The sequence below is a fragment of the Methylobacterium longum genome, assembly GCF_022179385.1.
Taxonomy (GTDB): domain Bacteria; phylum Pseudomonadota; class Alphaproteobacteria; order Rhizobiales; family Beijerinckiaceae; genus Methylobacterium; species Methylobacterium longum.
In genome coordinates this window covers 1-15,208 of record NZ_BPQS01000019.1, presented here as the reverse complement: position 1 = coordinate 15,208, position 15,208 = coordinate 1, and the positions used below count along the sequence as shown (strand labels likewise).

General features: G+C 70.1%; 16 protein-coding genes. 9 read left to right on the top strand and 7 right to left on the bottom strand.

All coding sequences use genetic code 11. From position 1 onward, the window contains the following. Window positions 1–20 precede the first annotated feature (20 nt). Window positions 21–1,259, bottom strand: a complete 1,239-nt coding sequence (locus MFF58_RS17060; RefSeq protein ID WP_238289961.1) for a metallophosphoesterase family protein — start codon at window positions 1,257–1,259, stop codon at window positions 21–23. A 433-nt stretch (window positions 1,260–1,692) separates the two neighbouring features. Between MFF58_RS17060 and MFF58_RS17055 the strand changes: the two genes are divergently transcribed. Then, the gene (locus MFF58_RS17055; protein ID WP_238289959.1) at window positions 1,693–2,466 is read left to right on the top strand and encodes an endonuclease/exonuclease/phosphatase family protein; all 774 of its coding nucleotides are present in this window, start codon (window positions 1,693–1,695) and stop codon (window positions 2,464–2,466) included. On the opposite strand, the gene MFF58_RS17050 is transcribed toward MFF58_RS17055, so the two are convergent. From MFF58_RS17050 to MFF58_RS17040, 3 genes are all read right to left on the bottom strand, one after another. After that, a complete protein-coding gene (locus MFF58_RS17050; RefSeq protein ID WP_238289958.1) occupies window positions 2,384–3,820 on the bottom strand; it encodes a phospholipase D-like domain-containing protein in 1,437 nt (478 codons plus the stop codon). The two genes, MFF58_RS17055 and MFF58_RS17050, sit on opposite strands and share 83 nt — an antisense overlap. A gap of 65 nt (window positions 3,821–3,885) precedes the next feature. Next, window positions 3,886–4,194 carry a hypothetical protein gene (locus MFF58_RS17045; protein ID WP_238289957.1) on the bottom strand — a complete coding sequence of 103 codons (309 nt, stop codon included), beginning with the start codon at window positions 4,192–4,194 and terminating at the stop codon, window positions 3,886–3,888. 122 nt (window positions 4,195–4,316) lie between these two features. Beyond that, window positions 4,317–5,135: an enoyl-CoA hydratase gene (locus tag MFF58_RS17040; protein ID WP_238289956.1), complete on the bottom strand. Its 819-nt coding sequence runs from the start codon at window positions 5,133–5,135 to the stop codon at window positions 4,317–4,319. A 195-nt stretch (window positions 5,136–5,330) separates the two neighbouring features. On the opposite strand from MFF58_RS17040, the gene MFF58_RS17035 reads away from it, so the two are divergent. Both MFF58_RS17035 and MFF58_RS17030 read left to right on the top strand, forming a co-directional pair. Further along, complete coding sequence (locus tag MFF58_RS17035; protein WP_238289955.1) at window positions 5,331–5,483, top strand: DUF5993 family protein; 153 nt, start codon at window positions 5,331–5,333, stop codon at window positions 5,481–5,483. A gap of 14 nt (window positions 5,484–5,497) precedes the next feature. Beyond that, window positions 5,498–6,070, top strand: a complete 573-nt coding sequence (locus tag MFF58_RS17030) for a disulfide bond formation protein B (RefSeq protein ID WP_238289954.1) — start codon at window positions 5,498–5,500, stop codon at window positions 6,068–6,070. A gap of 121 nt (window positions 6,071–6,191) precedes the next feature. Here the strand turns inward: MFF58_RS17030 and MFF58_RS17025 are convergent, their stop codons facing one another. Then, window positions 6,192–6,656, bottom strand: a complete 465-nt coding sequence (locus MFF58_RS17025) for an AMP-dependent synthetase (RefSeq protein WP_238289953.1) — start codon at window positions 6,654–6,656, stop codon at window positions 6,192–6,194. 274 nt (window positions 6,657–6,930) lie between these two features. Here MFF58_RS17025 and MFF58_RS17020 point away from each other — a divergent pair, with 274 nt between their 5' ends. Then, a complete protein-coding gene (locus MFF58_RS17020; RefSeq protein WP_238289952.1) occupies window positions 6,931–7,350 on the top strand; it encodes a hypothetical protein in 420 nt (139 codons plus the stop codon). Window positions 7,351–7,363: 13 nt separating this feature from the next. Here the strand turns inward: MFF58_RS17020 and MFF58_RS17015 are convergent, their stop codons facing one another. Beyond that, the gene (locus MFF58_RS17015) at window positions 7,364–8,053 is read right to left on the bottom strand and encodes a uracil-DNA glycosylase (RefSeq protein WP_238289951.1); all 690 of its coding nucleotides are present in this window, start codon (window positions 8,051–8,053) and stop codon (window positions 7,364–7,366) included. A gap of 280 nt (window positions 8,054–8,333) precedes the next feature. Here MFF58_RS17015 and hemH point away from each other — a divergent pair, with 280 nt between their 5' ends. Continuing rightward, window positions 8,334–9,416 carry a ferrochelatase gene (gene hemH, locus MFF58_RS17010; protein WP_238289949.1) on the top strand — a complete coding sequence of 361 codons (1,083 nt, stop codon included), beginning with the start codon at window positions 8,334–8,336 and terminating at the stop codon, window positions 9,414–9,416. Window positions 9,417–9,512: 96 nt separating this feature from the next. Beyond that, the gene (locus MFF58_RS17005) at window positions 9,513–9,671 is read left to right on the top strand and encodes a hypothetical protein (protein ID WP_238289947.1); all 159 of its coding nucleotides are present in this window, start codon (window positions 9,513–9,515) and stop codon (window positions 9,669–9,671) included. Window positions 9,672–9,943: 272 nt separating this feature from the next. Here MFF58_RS17005 and MFF58_RS17000 read toward each other — a convergent pair whose 3' ends face one another. Continuing rightward, window positions 9,944–10,864 (bottom strand): peptidylprolyl isomerase, encoded by a 921-nt coding sequence (locus MFF58_RS17000; protein ID WP_238290051.1) that lies wholly within the window; start codon window positions 10,862–10,864, stop codon window positions 9,944–9,946. A gap of 261 nt (window positions 10,865–11,125) precedes the next feature. Between MFF58_RS17000 and secA the strand changes: the two genes are divergently transcribed. The 3 genes from secA to MFF58_RS16985 form a co-directional block, all read left to right on the top strand. Beyond that, window positions 11,126–14,017 carry a preprotein translocase subunit SecA gene (secA, locus tag MFF58_RS16995; protein ID WP_238289946.1) on the top strand — a complete coding sequence of 964 codons (2,892 nt, stop codon included), beginning with the start codon at window positions 11,126–11,128 and terminating at the stop codon, window positions 14,015–14,017. Between the two features lie 7 nt (window positions 14,018–14,024). Then, entirely contained in the window at window positions 14,025–14,702 is a 678-nt protein-coding gene (gene bioD / locus MFF58_RS16990; RefSeq protein ID WP_238289943.1) for a dethiobiotin synthase, read from the top strand. Window positions 14,703–14,901: 199 nt separating this feature from the next. Further along, window positions 14,902–15,208: KUP/HAK/KT family potassium transporter (locus MFF58_RS16985; RefSeq protein ID WP_373323351.1), on the top strand; the 307-nt coding region annotated here is incomplete at its 3' end.

The window sequence follows — 15,208 nt, the reverse complement described above, 5'->3', positions numbered from 1 at the left end:
TGTGTCCTTGCGCTGCCGGCTCAGCAATGCCGGCCGCCGAGGCGTCCGAGGATCAGCGCCTCGGCCTCGGCACAGAGGGCGTCGAACTCGGCCTCCAGATCGGCTTCCGCGGCGACCGCGGCGGGCATCCGGCTGCCGATCTCCGCGAGGATGGCGCGTGCCCGGGCCCGGAATTCCGGATCGCGGTCGAGGTCGGCCAGAAGCGCCGCCGGATCGATGGCCGGACCGGAGGGTTCCAGGGCGACGCGGGGCCGGTGGGTCTCGATCTTCAGCCGCTCCAGCCAGATGTCCTCGTGCAGGCGGTGGGCGGCGGCTTGGATCTCGGCCGTGACCGCGTCGCGGTCCGACGACAGCGCGTCGTGAGCCGGCGTCACGCCGGTGAGGTGGACGCGGACCAGGACGAGACGGGTCGCCGCCAGGGCGGCGAGCGGCCGCAGCGCGCCCTCGACGGCCTCCAACGCGGCGCGGAGGTCCGCCGCGTCGGCGAGATCCACCGAGATCTGTTCGAACCGGGCGCGGTCGAGGGCGAGCCGGGTGACCCCGGTCACCCGGCCGTCGGCGACCTCGACCACCACGGCGCCCTTCTCACCGCATTCGCGCACGCTGCGGCCCTGGAGGTTGCCCGGAAACACGATCCAGGGATCCCGGGACAGTTCGGCGTACTCGTGGATGTGGCCGAGGGCCCAGTAATCGTAGCCGCGGGCCGTGAGATCGGAGACCGAGCAGGGCGCGTAGGTCTCGTGGGCGGCATGGCCGGTGCAGGAGGTGTGGAGGATCCCGAGGTTGAACCAGCCCGGCAGGGCAGCCGGGTAGGTGAGGGACAGGTTCTCCTCGACGGCACGGCTCTGGAAGCTCCGGCCGTGCAGGGCGACCCGCAGACCGTCGAGCCGCAGGGTGCCGGCGCGGTTCGACGGGAAGATGTGGACCGACGGCGGCAACGTGATCGCCCGGCTGATCACGCTCTCGGCGTCGTGGTTGCCGCGGACCAGCACGGTGGAGATGCCGGCACGGTCGAGGCGCGCCACCTGCCGGGCGAAGAACAGGCCGATCGTCGTGTCGGTCCAATCGCCGTCGTAGACGTCGCCGGCCACCACCACGAAGGCGACCGCGCGCTCGATCGCCCGGCTCACCAGATCCTCGAAGGCCTGCCGCCCGGCCGAGGCCAGTCGACGGGCGAGGTCCGCGTCCCGGGCCGCGAGGCCGGATAGGGGGCTGCCGAGGTGCAGGTCCGCCGCGTGGATGAAGCTGAACGCCGTCATCGGCCTCCGGAAGGACTGGGTGAAGCGTCGAAGGGCGGTGCGATCGCACCGGCGACGGCGCCGTGATCGCGCTCTTAGGCTGTCCGCGGGGTGGGCCTCAAGCGGTGTCGGTGGACGGCGGTCCGACGGTGCCGAAGAATCCGGAAAGCACGCGCCCGCGGTGTGTCCTCCACTCGGCGTCGGGTCGCAAGCCGCTCTCGCCGCATGAACCCGCTGAGGGCGCGGTTCGACGCGGACTGCGGGACCGCTTTCCGGGCTGGGCCGGCGGAGCGGAACCCGATCCCGGATGCCGCGCGACACGTCGGCGCGGCGGCGCGCTCCATTCTCACGACGCGGTCGACACCGCGCGAATCCCGTCGAACGTCCCGGCGCCGGGCGCGTTAAAGCGTGGCGGTAGAGGCGAAGCCGCGCAGTGAGGTACGAGACCGGTTCGATGACCCCAGCTGCACGCCCGGTCCGCTCCATCGCCTTGCCATCGTCCGCCCAGCCGCACCGGCCGCACGGACCGTTCAAGATCGTGAGCTGGAACCTCCTGCGGCGCACCGGCGCGGCCGTCGACGACGTGGCTGCCCTGGTCGCGCAGGAACAGCCCGACCTGCTGCTGATGCAGGAGGCGACCCGGGCGATCGGCTTCCTGCTGGACCGGATCGGCGGCCACTACGCCTGGGCGCCACTGCCGGGCCGGATCCACGGGCTGGCCATGTGGAGCCCGAAGCCGTGGCCGGCACCGCCGCGCGTGATCACGCTGCCCTCCGGCGCCCTGGTGCATCGGGTCTGCCAGATTCTCGACCTCGGCGAGTTCGGCGTCGCCAACGTGCACCTGTCGCACGGGCAGATGCTGAACCGCCGACAGCTTCGCCGCATCGTCGGCGAGTTGCCGGCCCGTGCGGCGGTCCTGGGCGATTATAATATCGTCGGCCCGGCCCTGATCCCGGGCTTCCGCGACGTCGGACCCCGTCAGCCGACGCACGCGATGGTGGACGTGCTGCCGCTCCGGCTCGATCGCTGCCTCGCCCGCGGGCTGGTCTGCCACGAGCACGCGGTGCTGCCCCGGGGGCGCTCCGACCACCGGCCGATCGTCGTCCACCTGGGACCGGCCCCGGAGGCGCACGCCCCCGGCCGGCTCAAAGGTATGGCAGCAGCAGTCGCACGCCTGCGTCGCGCAGACGGATCGGCAGGGCGCGCGCGGCGAGATCCTCACGGCTGAGGCGCGCCTCCATCTTGCCGCGCATGAACCGGTCGAGCTCGGCGGCCAGGTCGGCGTCGATGATCTCGACGTTCAGCTCGAAATTGAGCCGGAAGCTGCGCATGTCCCAGTTGGCGCTGCCGACGAAGCACCAGACGTCGTCGACCACCATCGCCTTCGAGTGATCGAAGGGCGGCTCGTCGAGCCAGACCCGCACCCCGGCCCTGAGCAGCGGATCGAGATGTGCGCGGGTCGCCCAGTCGATGAACGGGTGGTCGCTCACCCGCGGGATGATCACGTCGACGGTGATGCCCCGGGTCGCGGCCTGGGCCAGGGCGCCGGTCACGAGTTCGTCGGGGAGGAAGTAGGGCGTCACGAACCGGACCGTCCGACGCGCGCAGGCGAGCGCCTGCAGGATCACCTGTTCGATCTTCTCGACGTCGGCGTCCGGACCGGAGGTGACCGCCCGCGCGACGCTGCGTCCGGATGGTTCCAGGTCGACGGACCAGGGCTCGCCGTCGAGCAGTTCCCCGTCGACGAAGGCCCAATCGGCCGCGAAGGCGACGGCGAGTTGCTCCACCACCGGGCCGCGCAGTCGGAAGTGGGTATCGCGGATCGGATGCTCCGGTTTGAGGGCGACGCGGTTCGCGTGCGCGATGTTGAGCCCCCCCGTGAACGCAGTGGAACCGTCGATGATCAGCAGCTTCTTGTGCGAGCGCAGGTTGAGAAACGGCATCCGCCAGGGCAGGGCCGAGTGCATGAACAGGGCGGCCGGAACCCCGGCGGCGGTCAGGCGGTGATAGACGGGCGCCCGGAAGTAGCCGCCGCCGATGCCGTCGATGATGACGCGGACCTTCACGCCCCGGGACTGCGCCTCCACCAGGGCGTCGCAGAACTCGCGGCCGGTGGGATCGTCCCGGAAGATGTAGCTCGACAGGCCAATGCTGGTCCGCGCCCCGCGGATGGCGTCCAGCATCACCGGATAGGCCGCGTCGCCGTTGCGGTACATCTGAACGGCGTTGCCCTCGAAGGCCGGCAGGGCGGTGATCCGCCGGATCGCGCGGTCGAGGGGCCAGAGGGCTTCCGGCACCACCGCGTCGTCGGTATCGGGCAGCCGCGTCGCGTCGGAGGGCTTGGTTCGCAGCCGACGGGCGCGGCGCGAGACGCGATTGATGCCGAAGGTCAGATAGAGCGCCGTGCCGAAGATCGGCGAGAGCCACGCCAGACCGATCCAGCCCACCGCCACGCTCACCCGCCGCTTGCGCAGCAGGGCGTGCAGGGTCACGCCGACCGCCAGCGTGATGCCGATGAGCGCCTCGACATCCGCCCGCATCAGGGCGGTCGACTGGACCCATCGAAGGAGCGCGTTTTCCAAGGCGTCGGCATCCGGTTCGCGTCAGGCGGCGCCGGATATACCCGACAACTCCGTTCCGTTGCGGATTAATCCGCCAGCTTGACCGATCGGGCGATCCCGCCGCCGGCGGGCCGCTCGCAGCGATACGGACCGCTCCCGTCCAGCGCCGCGTAGAGGACGCGGCCTCCGGACTCGATGCAGCGCGCCTTGGCCTCGGCGTAGGGCCGGTGGAAGCTCCAGATCGTGATCATGGGCCCCATCGTGGCGAGGCATACGCCGCTGAACACCAGGGCGGCCGCCCAGGTCGCGGCGTTGCGCTCCGGACGCCGCGGTCGGGGCGGCGGCATCGCGCCGTAGAAGGCCAGCGTCAGACCGAACAGGTCGATGGTGCTCATCTGCCGTCCCGCTTGGGGGCATCGGGCCCGACAGGACCCGACGCAGGCTCAATCCTAGGGCAGGGCCGCGCCATAGCCCACGCGTGCGGGCCTGCGTCGTATCGCGTCACGCCCCGCGGGTCTCATGGCTCCCAGCGCGGCGAACGCTTGCCGAGGAAAGCGTCGATGCCCTCCTGCGCGTCGGCCATCATCATGTTGCGGGTCATGACTTCGGCGGCGTAGCCGTAAGCCTCCTCCAGACCCATCTCGATCTGCCGGCCGAAGGCTTCCTTGCCGATCGCCAGGACGCGACGGGCCTTCGCGGCGATCCGCGCGGCCAGCGCGCCGACCGTGGCGTCCAGGTCCGCCTCCGGCACGACGCGGTTCACGAGGCCGATCCGGAGCGCCTCGGCCGCGTCGACCGGCTCTCCAACCAGCAGCATCTCCAGGGCGGCCTTGCGCGATACGGCCCGGGAGAGCGCGACCATCGGCGTCGAGCAGAACAGGCCGATCTGCACCCCCGGCGTCGCGAACCGGGCGCCTTCGGCGCAGACGGCGAGATCACAGGTCGCGACGAGCTGGCAGCCGGCGGCGGTCGCGATCCCGTGGACCCGGGCGATCACCGGTTGCGGCAGGCGCGCGATGCTGAGCATCAGCCGCGCGCAGGTGCGGAACACCGCGTCGGTCGCCTCCCGGGACGGATTTGCGCGCATCTCCTTGAGGTCGTGGCCGGCGCAGAAGGCGGGACCGGCCCCCTGCAGGATCACGACGCGCACCCCGGGATCCTCCCGGATCGCGTCGAGCTGCTGCTGGAGGGCACCCATCAGGGCCATCGACAGGGCGTTGCGCGCCTCCGGACGATTGAGCGTCAGGGTCGCGACACCGCCAGCATCGCTGCGCAGCAGGATCGGGTCCTTCGCGGGAACGGGGACGGACGGGACCGCCGCGCCGGCTGCAATCATGAAGCGTCTCCGGGTGTTGGCCGCTCGAGTTCGCAGGACCGATCTCGCCTGCGGGCTGTACCACGCGGAGCGAGCCCCCGGCGATGCCACGCACCGCCACGTCGGTTTCACGAAAGCTTAAACCTTGCTGCAGGGAAGCTCAGGCGGCGGCCCGAACGAGGCCGGCGCCGCAGGTCCGCGGGGTGCACGTCCATGATGGTTCTGCCGTTCGTCGGTTTGGCGGGGAGCGCGATCGCCGTGCTCACGGGGCGCCGCCGCGTTGCCGTCGGCCTCTGGTTCGTGTCGCTGATCGGCATCCTCGGATTGTTTGCCGCGCACGCCACGTCAACGCTCCAGCTCAGTTTCTGAGCGGGACGCGCATCATGACGGTCCGGCGCGCGCGCCTTCTGAACGCTCTCGGGCTCCTCGGCTGCAGCGCAGTCCTGCTCGTCGCGTTCGGGTACCAGTTCCATCTCGGCGAACTGCCATGCCCCCTCTGTCTCCTGCAGCGTGCCGCCTTCGCGGCGGCGGGCATCGGCTTCGCGCTCAGCGTCCGCTTCGGTCCGCGGGCGTCCCACTACGGCATCGTGATCCTGAGCGCCCTCGCCGGCATGGTCATCGCGGGTCGGCAGGTCGCCCTGCACGTCGTTCCCGGCACGGGGGGCTACGGCTCGACGCTGCTGGGGCTTCACTTCTACACGCTGGCCCTGATCGCCTTCTTGGCGCTGATCGGGGCGGTGGGCGTGGTTCTTCTCGCCGAGGGAGCGCGCCAGGCCGATCGGCAGGCCGGTATTCAGGCCGAGCGGGGCGCCGGCCTCTTCGGGACGGCCTGCCTCTCCCTGTTCCTCTGCGTCGTCCTCGCCAACGCCGTCTCCACGGTGGCGGAATGCGGCGGCGGCCTGTGCCCCGACGACCCTACGGGCTACGAGGCACTCGACGCCCTGCTGAAGCGCTAGCAATCATCGCTCGAATAGACCGGCAGGCCGACCGTGCCAGCACGGTCGGACGCGCCCGGCGAGATCCAGCAGCGCGCGCCTCGGCGAGCGCCGGGCACTGCGCGAACTCTGGTTGTGACCCTCAATCCTGCTCGGCGAGGGCGTGATCGAGGCTGGCGAAATCCGCGCCGGGGCCGTTCCACCAGACGGCCGGGTAGCGCACGAGCCGACCCATCACACCGGCATAGGCGTCGGCCAGCGTGGTATCGACGATGGCCACCGTCGCCCGCGACTGCGTGAGGTTGTCCGCCAGGACCTCGGCGCTTCGGTCGCCGTCGAGGCAGGACACGCGCAGGCCGAGGCGGGTCAATCCGAGACGGATCGCCTCGGCCTGGCCGAGGTCTCGCACCAGCAGCGCCGCGGAGGCGCCGGCCCCGAGGCCTTCGCCGCAGGCCCAGCGGGCGACGCGGTGCGGACAGATCGCCGGAACGAGCGCGGCCTGACCGATCTGACGGTCGGCACCGGCATTGGAGCCTTGGATGCGCCCGTGGATGTCCCGGGACACGGGCGCCGGAATGCCTTCGACAGAGGAATTGATGCCGTACATGCGATGCAGACCGCCTGGATCTGGACAAACCCTAGTCACTGGCGTGACGCGGGCGGGTTAACACTCTGTCTCCCGGGAGGCCCCTGGTGGACCGCGGGCGCGATTTCGCGGGTTCGGCGGCCCGGGACTTCGCCTATGGCCAACGGGTTGTGAACGAACGACGGCAATTCAGCTGCGAATTCGGTCGCATTGGCGCAGGGTCTGCTTCGACCTATGTCCCGCCCGCCCGAGGCGGTCCGACAGTGGCCGCCCGATACCGAGGAAACCGCCGCGCATGCGCCACGTCGCTCTCCCCGCCGCCCTGATGCTCGCTAGCCTGCCGGCGCAGGCGCAGATCCGCAACGCTCCGGCCCCGCGCGCCCTGGAATTCGCCGCCTACATCTTCGCCGCTTCGAACGTCTGCGGATATCGAATCGGCAACGAGCAGTTCGAGGCGCTGCTGGCCAAGCAGAGCGTCCAGGTGGCGGACGTCCAGCCGCGCGGCCCCTTCGGCAACCGCGTGCAGACCATGTTCACGCTGATGTCGAATCAGATGGCGCAGAACCGCGATCAAGCGTGCATCGCGGTGGCCGGCGAGTACGGGCCGGAGGGCACGGTCGCCAAGAACGTGCTCCTGCCGGCGGGATCGGATTCGGCCCAGCCCGCCAAGCCGGTCGAGCCCACGAAGCCGGTCGAGCCCGCCAAGCCGCAGTGACGGGCGCCTCGGATCAGCCGAGGCTCCACGCGATCGGCCGGACACCCCGCTCGGCGAGCCATCGGTTGGCCCGTCCGAACGGGTCCGAACCGGGATAATCCCGGGCGCGGTTGAGTGGCGAGGGATGCCCGCTCTCGAACACCCCGTGGCGGTCCGCGTCGATCAGCGCCGCCCGGGCGCGGGCCTGGGCGCCCCAGAGCAGGAACACCGCCGGCTCCGGCCGCGCGGAGACGGCCGCCACGGCGTCGTCGGTCAGCGCCGACCAGCCGTACCGCAGGTGCGCCCCAGCCTTCCCGGCCTCCACGGTGAGCGCGCTGTTGAGCAGGAGGACACCCTGCCGGGCCCAGGGCGTGAGGTCGCCGCCCGCCGTCCGGTCCGAGCCCGCCTCCGCCAGGATCACCTTCAGGGAGGCGGGGAGGCGGCCGGTGCCCACGTAGGAGAAGGCGAGACCGTTCGCGTCGCCCGGCGTCGGATAGGGATCCTGGCCGAGGATCACCGCGCGCACGGCGGGCAGCGGCGTCTCGGCGAGGGCGCGGAAGATCCGGTCCGGCGCCGGCAGCACGCGGGCGCCCGCCGCGATCCGCGCATCGACCCGGGCCGCCACCGCGTCGGCCTTCCCATCCGCGAAGAACGGCAGCGCGAGCCAGGGCGATCCGGAGGCGCGGAACGCGGCGAGGGCGTCGGCGACGGGGGAAGCGGTCATCGTGTCTCGTGGTCCGGTCGGGGTGGAAATAGGCGCCCTGGCGCCTCCATCACGGGCGGCGCGGTTGCGGCCCGGGGCCGCCCGTGTGTAGGGACAGAGGTCGAGCGTGCGGCAGACCGCGGTGCGGCATGTCGCGTCCGGCCTTCGCCGGGCGGGATCGCACCCTACATGGAAGTGCACCGACAGGGGTAAGCCTCCGGTCCAGGCCCAAGCGCGCGCGCCGGCCCCCGGATATCTGAAGCCAGAAGAAGGACTCGGCGCGCGGCGCCGGAACGCTGCCATGAACGAACGCGTCGAACCCGCCGCGCTGGCGAATGGCCGGCCCCTCGCCCCGCGCGAGCCCGCCGCGAGTGCTCTTCCGGCCGACCATCCGAAGGTCGCCTGGGGCCGCGTCGGCGTGCTGCTGATGAATCTGGGCACGCCGGAGGCGACAACCTACTGGCCCATGCGCCGGTACCTCAAGGAGTTCCTGTCGGACCGGCGGGTGATCGAGGTGCCGCGGCTGATCTGGTGGCCGCTGCTCAACCTGATCATCCTGACCAAGCGCCCGGGCCCCAAGGGCCGCGATTATGCCAGCGTGTGGAACAACGCGCTGAACGAGGGTCCGCTCAAGACCATCACTCGCGGCCAGAGCGAGCGCCTCCAAGCGGCCATGGGTGATTCGGTCGTGGTCGACTGGGCGATGCGCTACGGCAAGCCCGAGGTCGCCGGCCGGATCCAGGCGCTGCTCGATCAGGGGTGCGACCGGATCCTGCTGGTGCCGCTCTATCCGCAATACGCCGCGGCCACGTCGGCCACGGCCTGCGACCAGGCGTTCCGCGCCCTGATGGACATGCGCTGGCAGCCGACCGTGCGAGTCTCGCCGCCTTACCACGACGATCCCGTCTACATCGCCGCCATGGCCGATTCGATCCGCGAGGGTCTGGCGAAGCTCGATTTCGAGCCGGAGGTGATCCTCACCTCGTTCCACGGTGTGCCGCGGAGCTACCTGCTCAAGGGCGACCCCTACCACTGCCAGTGCCACAAGACCGGGCGGCTGATCCGCGAGGCGCTGGGCCTCTCGCCCGACACGATGCGCGTGACCTTCCAGTCGCGCTTCGGCAACGAGGAATGGCTGAAGCCCTACACGGACGAGACCGTGATGGAACTGGCCAAGTCCGGGGTGAAGCGGATGGCGATCGTCGCCCCCGGCTTTACGGCGGATTGCCTGGAAACCCTCGAGGAACTGGACGGCGAGAACCGCCACTATTTCGAGGAGAACGGCGGCGAGCGCTTCGCCTACATCCCCTGCCTGAACGATTCCGATCTCGGGATGAAGGTGATCGAGAACGTGGTGCGCCGGGAGCTTCAGGGCTGGGTCTGATCTCCGCGGCGCGACGCTGCTTGCGGAGCGGCCCCGCCCGCCTATTCTCTTCCCGAGCCGGACGGCTTCATTGATCCGGCACGGGAGGATGATCACATGGCGTTCTTCATCGGCATCGCGTGTCCGTGGCTGCTGATCGCGGTGCTCGACTGGATCGCGGAAGGACGCCGCAGCGCGGAACTCGCCGCCCTCGGCGTCACGCCGCAATCCGCGCCGGCGCAGTCCAGCTACCTCGTTCCGGATCGACCCTACTGAGGAAGCAGCGGCACGGCGGCTTCGCTGGCTGAGGGCGCAATGCTTCGGCCCGTGCCGGCTTCGGGCGGAGCGACGTGATACGGGGCAGCGCGACGCCGGGGAGCGCGCATCGATCGCGCCGCTTCATCCCACATGCGATCACGGCCGCCCGCCCGGTTCATCCGGCGGGACGTACCGCGCGCCGCGGGCTCGGTCCCGTCAAGAACAGCGGGTCGCATGTCGGCGCTCAAGCAGGCCTGGGCCGGATCCAGCCCAGGCCCTTCACACCCGAATCAGGGCTTCTTCGGCTCGGGCGCGGTCTCGGCGGCCGGCGGCGCGTCGGTGCGCTCGATCTTCGCCTCGGAGCGCAGCTTCAGGATCATGTCCTGCTGCGACTTGCGGATCAGGTGCTGGTCGATCTGCTCCTTGAGTTCGTCGAAGGTCGGCTGGGGCTTCGTCCGCTTCTCCTCGACCTTGATCACGTGCCAACCGAACTGGGTCTTGATCGGGTCTGAGACCTGCCCGGCCTTCATGGCGAAGGCGGCGGTGGCGAAATCCGGGACCATCCGCTCCTTGGTGAACCAGCCGAGGTCACCGCCCTCGGCCTTCGAGCCGGGATCTTTGGAGGTTTCGGCCGCGACCTTGGCGAAATCCTCCCCGCCCTTGATGCGCGCCGCGATCTTCTTGGCCTCGGCCTCGTTGTCCACGAGGATGTGGCGGGCATGCACCTCCTCCTCGGGCTTCATCAGCTTGACGGTCTGATCGTAGATCGCGTGCTCGGCCTCGGGCGTGACGGCGCGCTTGGCCTCCTGTTCGAGGTAGTCGTCCAGCAGGAGCTTGTCGCGGAAGTAGGCGAGCTTGCGCTTGAACTCCGGCGTGTCGCCGACCTTGGCGGCCTCGGCGGCCTGCGCGCCCACGCGCAGGTCGACCATGTAGTCGACGAGCAGGTTCTTCTTCTGCGCCTCGTCGACACCGGGCAGCGACAGGGCCGGGTCGTCCGCCGCGTTGGCGAGGTCGCCCTGCGTGATCGGCTTTCCGTTGACGGTCGCGACCACCGTATCCGGGGCGGGTTCGGCCGGCGCCGTGGCAGCCGGCGTGCTGGCGGCGGGGGTCGGGGCCGGCGTCTTCTGCGGGGCCTGAGCCAGCGCAAAGCCCGGCATCGCGATCATGACGGCGAGCGCGCTGGCGCGCCGGAGGAGGGCGGTGTTCGGCATGCGGGCGAAGTCCTCGACTGACATCTCGGCGCCGCTCCGAACGGGCCGGGCGGCATGCCGCGGCACAGGTGGCCCGCGTCGCACAAGAAGGCAAGCGCGGCCGTTCCGACGATCCCGGAACCGTGACCGCACTGAACCGCGTTGAGGGTTGCCCCTTCTAGGTGCGCAGGCCGATGTTTACCTCTATAAGCCCGGCCAACTCCGCCCAGGCCGGCCCGCCACGCTCACCCGTGGGCGGGCTCGCGCGTCCGCAGGTCAATGATGCTCGGCTCGATCGCCAAGAAGATTTTCGGCTCCTCCAACGACCGTCGCGTCAAGGGCTATCGCCCGCGCGTGGCGCAGATCAACGCGCTGGAACCCGAGATCCAGGCCCTGTCGGACGAGGCCCTGCGGGCCCGCACCGATATGCTGAAGGCCGAACTCGCCAACGGCAAGAGCCTCGACGACATCCTCGTGCCGGCCTTCGCGACCGTGCGCGAGGCGGCCAAGCGCGTTTTCGGCCAGCGTCACTTCGACGTGCAGCTGATCGGCGGGATGGTGCTGCACGAGGGCGGCATCGCCGAGATGAAGACCGGCGAGGGCAAGACCCTGGTCGCGACGCTGCCGGTCTACCTCAATGCCCTGGAGGGGAAGGGCGTCCACGTCGTCACGGTGAACGACTATCTCGCCGCGCGCGACGCGGAGTGGATGGGCCAGCTCTACCGCTTCCTGGGGCTCTCGGTCGGCACCATCGTCCACGGCCTGGACGACGCGCAGCGCAAGGACGCCTATGCCTGCGACATCACGTACGGGACCAACAACGAGTACGGGTTCGACTACCTGCGCGACAACATGAAGTATGAGATGTCCCAGCTTGCGCAGCGGGGGCACAACTTCGCCATCGTCGACGAAGTCGATTCGATCCTGATCGACGAGGCGCGCACGCCGCTGATCATCTCGGGCCCGGTGGACGACCGCTCCGAACTGTACGTGTCGGTCGACGCGATCATGCCCCGGCTGGTGCCGGAGCATTACGACCTCGACGAGAAGCAGCGCACGGTCTCGCTCACGGAAGCCGGCAACGAGTTCGTGGAGGAGACCCTGCGCGAGGTCAGCCTGCTCAAGGACGGCGACCTCTACGACGCGCACAATGTCAGCCTGGTCCATCACGTGAACCAGGCGCTGCGGGCTCACACGCTGTTCACCCGCGACAAGGACTACATCGTCAAGAACGACGAGGTGGTGATCATCGACGAGTTCACCGGCCGCATGATGCAGGGCCGGCGCTACTCCGAGGGTCTTCACCAGGCCCTCGAGGCCAAGGAGCGGGTGACGATCCAGCCCGAGAACCAGACGCTCGCCTCGATCACGTTCCAGAACTACTTCCGCCTCTACAAGAAGCTCGCCGGCATGACCGGCACGGCCTCCACGGAAGCCGACGAGTTCGCCGAGATCTACAAGCTCGACGTGGTCGACATCCCGACCAACAAGGAGGTCGAGCGCGTCGATGAGGACGACGAGGTCTACCGGACCGTCGGCGAGAAGTACGAGGGCATCATCGCCGAAATCGACAAGGCGCATGCCCGCCACCAGCCGATCCTGGTGGGCACCGGCTCGATCGAGAAGTCGGAACACCTTGCCGAGATGCTCAAGAAGGCCGGCTACAGCCTGCTCGACTATTCCGACCCGAGCGCGTTGACCGACGTCTACGCCGCCGCCCGCGAAGGCCGGGTGACCAAGCGCTTCGCCGTGCTGAACGCCCGCTTCCACGAGCAGGAAGCTTACATCGTGGCCGAGGCGGGCGTCCCCGGCGCGATCACCATCGCCACCAACATGGCCGGCCGCGGCACCGACATCAAACTCGGCGGCAATCTCGAGATGCGCATCGAGAAGGAGCTGGGCCACCTCGTGGACGGTCCGGAGCGCGCCGCCGCCATCGAGGCCATCAAGGCCGAGATCGCGGAGAATCGCGCCAAGGTGCTGGCCTCCGGCGAGCCGGCCGATCCCGAGGCGGGCCGGAAGAAGGCGCTGCCCGGCGGGCTCTACATCATCGGCACCGAGCGTCACGAATCCCGGCGCATCGACAACCAGCTCCGCGGTCGCTCCGGCCGCCAGGGCGATCCCGGCCGCTCGAAGTTCTACCTGTCGCTGCAGGACGACCTGATGCGGATCTTCGGTTCCGACCGCATGGACGGCATGTTGCAGAAGCTCGGCCTGGAGCAGGGTGAGGCCATCATTCACCCCTGGATCAACAAGGCGATCGAGAAGGCGCAGCAGAAGGTCGAGGCGCGCAACTTCGACATGCGCAAGAACGTGCTCAAGTACGACAACGTCATGAACGACCAGCGCAAGGTCGTGTTCGAGCAGCGCCGCGACTTCATGGGCCAGGACAGCGTCCGCGACACCGTGGACGAGATGCGCGAGGGCGTCATCGATGACCTCGTCGGCCGTCACATTCCGGAAAACGCCTACGCCGAGCAGTGGGACGTCGCCGGGCTGCGCGAGCAGGTGACGGACGTGCTCAACCTCGACGTGCCGGTCGAGGATTGGGCGAAGGAGGAGGGCATCGCCGACGAGGAGATGCGCGAGCGCCTGCTCAAGGCGGCCGAGACCGCCTATGCCGAGCGGACCGAGAAGAACGGCGCCGAGGTGACGGCCTATATCGAGAAGCAGGTGCTGCTCCAGACCCTGGATCACCTGTGGCGCGAGCACCTCGTGACCCTCGACCATCTGCGACAGGTGATCGGCTGGCGCGGCTTCGCCCAGCGCGACCCGCTGAACGAGTACAAGTCGGAGGCCTTCGACCTGTTCAGCGGTCTCGTCACGTCCCTGCGCGAGCAGGTCACCGCGCAGCTCTCGCGGGTCGAGATCATGATGCAGGAGCCGCAGGAGGCGTATCCGGCCGGTGGGCCGCCGCTGCCGCCGATGTTCGCGCAGCACCTCGACCCGGTGACTGGTGAAAACGAGATGGATTACGCCGGTGTCGGCTCCGGCAGCGACGGCGGCGGTGGCGCGGCCTACGGCTTCGCCGCACAGGGCCTCGCCGTGGACGGCGCCGTGCTGGAGCGCGACCCGAACGACGTCGGCACCTGGGGTCGCGTCGGCCGCAACGAGCCGTGCCCGTGCGGGTCGGGCAAGAAGTACAAGCACTGCCACGGCACCCTCCAGGGCTGAGATCGGCATGCCGCCACGAGCCGTCTTCGTCGCTGGGGCCGGCACGGAGATCGGCAAGACCTACGTGACCGCCGCCCTGACCCGCCGCCTGCGGGAACGCGGCCTGCCGGTCGAGACCGTGAAACCCCTCGCGAGCGGCGTCCCGCCGCTCCACGATCCGGGCTTTGCGGAGAGCGACACCGCCCGCCTGCTGGACGCGCAGGACATCGCCCTCGATGCCGAGGCCGTGGAGACCTGCTCACCCTGGCGGTTCTCGGCCCCGCTCTCGCCCGATCAGGCCGCGATCCTGGAGGGCCGGTCCCTGGATCTGGCCGACCTCGTCGAGTGGTGCCGGGCGCGGATCGCCGGCACGCCGGGAACGCTGCTGATCGAGGGCGTCGGGGGCCTCATGAGCCCGGTCACCGCGACGGCCACGGGCCTCGACTGGCTGCGGGCGCTCGACATCCCGGCGCTCCTCGTCTCCGGCAGCTACCTCGGCGCGATCAGCCATGCGCTGACCGCGTGCGAGACCCTGCGCCGCTACAGCGTGCCGTTGCGCGCCGTGGTGGTGAGCGAGAGCCCGGGCGCGCCGGCGCCGGCCGGCACCGTCGCGGCGTCGATCGCGCGGCATGCCGGAGCACCGGTCGTCTGCCTGCGCCGCGGCGAGGCCTGCCCCGGGAGCTTGGCGGATCTGATCGTCACCTGATCCGGGCGAGCACATCCGGCGGCCCGGCGGGGATGACCGACCGATGACCCGGCCGCGAACCGGATCGCGGGGTGCCGATTGTGGGACCGGGGTCTTCGGGTTGTGAACGGCGTCCTCGCTGGACGGCAGAGCGCGAGATGCTAAGTGCCGAACCGCGTCGATCCGCCCAGTTTCGGGTCGGTTCAGCGGGAGCCGTGCGTTGAGCCAGTCCAAAGCCCGAGCGGCGGGGTCCCCATCGGGAACCGAGGCGGCGGACACCGTACCGGGTCACGGCCGCCTACGGCCTGCCGTCATCCTGGGTGCGCTGGGCGTCGTGTACGGCGACATCGGCACGAGCCCGCTCTACGCGTTCAAGGAGGCGGTGAAGGCGGCGACGGCGGGCGGCGCCGCGGTGTCGGCGGCGGCCACCGGCGCAGTGTCGCTGATCCTGTGGTCGCTGATCCTGATCGTGTCGCTGAAATACGCGGTGCTGATCCTGCGCGCCGACAACCGCGGCGAGGGCGGCA

Bases quoted from the DNA above. Each gene is read 5' to 3' on its own strand.
- hemH (WP_238289949.1), top strand. From the start codon at position 8,334: ATGAACGAACGCGTCGAACCCGCCGCGCTGGCGAATGGCCGGCCCCTC.
- MFF58_RS17040 (WP_238289956.1), bottom strand. From the start codon at position 5,135: ATGATTGCAGCCGGCGCGGCGGTCCCGTCCGTCCCCGTTCCCGCGAAG.
- secA (WP_238289946.1), top strand. From the start codon at position 11,126: ATGCTCGGCTCGATCGCCAAGAAGATTTTCGGCTCCTCCAACGACCGT.
- MFF58_RS17035 (WP_238289955.1), top strand. From the start codon at position 5,331: ATGGTTCTGCCGTTCGTCGGTTTGGCGGGGAGCGCGATCGCCGTGCTC.
- MFF58_RS17045 (WP_238289957.1), bottom strand. From the start codon at position 4,194: ATGAGCACCATCGACCTGTTCGGTCTGACGCTGGCCTTCTACGGCGCG.
- MFF58_RS17015 (WP_238289951.1), bottom strand. From the start codon at position 8,053: ATGACCGCTTCCCCCGTCGCCGACGCCCTCGCCGCGTTCCGCGCCTCC.
- MFF58_RS17005 (WP_238289947.1), top strand. From the start codon at position 9,513: ATGGCGTTCTTCATCGGCATCGCGTGTCCGTGGCTGCTGATCGCGGTG.
- MFF58_RS17020 (WP_238289952.1), top strand. From the start codon at position 6,931: ATGCGCCACGTCGCTCTCCCCGCCGCCCTGATGCTCGCTAGCCTGCCG.
- MFF58_RS17030 (WP_238289954.1), top strand. From the start codon at position 5,498: ATGACGGTCCGGCGCGCGCGCCTTCTGAACGCTCTCGGGCTCCTCGGC.
- MFF58_RS17060 (WP_238289961.1), bottom strand. From the start codon at position 1,259: ATGACGGCGTTCAGCTTCATCCACGCGGCGGACCTGCACCTCGGCAGC.
- MFF58_RS17055 (WP_238289959.1), top strand. From the start codon at position 1,693: ATGACCCCAGCTGCACGCCCGGTCCGCTCCATCGCCTTGCCATCGTCC.
- MFF58_RS17000 (WP_238290051.1), bottom strand. From the start codon at position 10,864: ATGCCGAACACCGCCCTCCTCCGGCGCGCCAGCGCGCTCGCCGTCATG.
- bioD (WP_238289943.1), top strand. From the start codon at position 14,025: ATGCCGCCACGAGCCGTCTTCGTCGCTGGGGCCGGCACGGAGATCGGC.
- MFF58_RS17025 (WP_238289953.1), bottom strand. From the start codon at position 6,656: ATGTACGGCATCAATTCCTCTGTCGAAGGCATTCCGGCGCCCGTGTCC.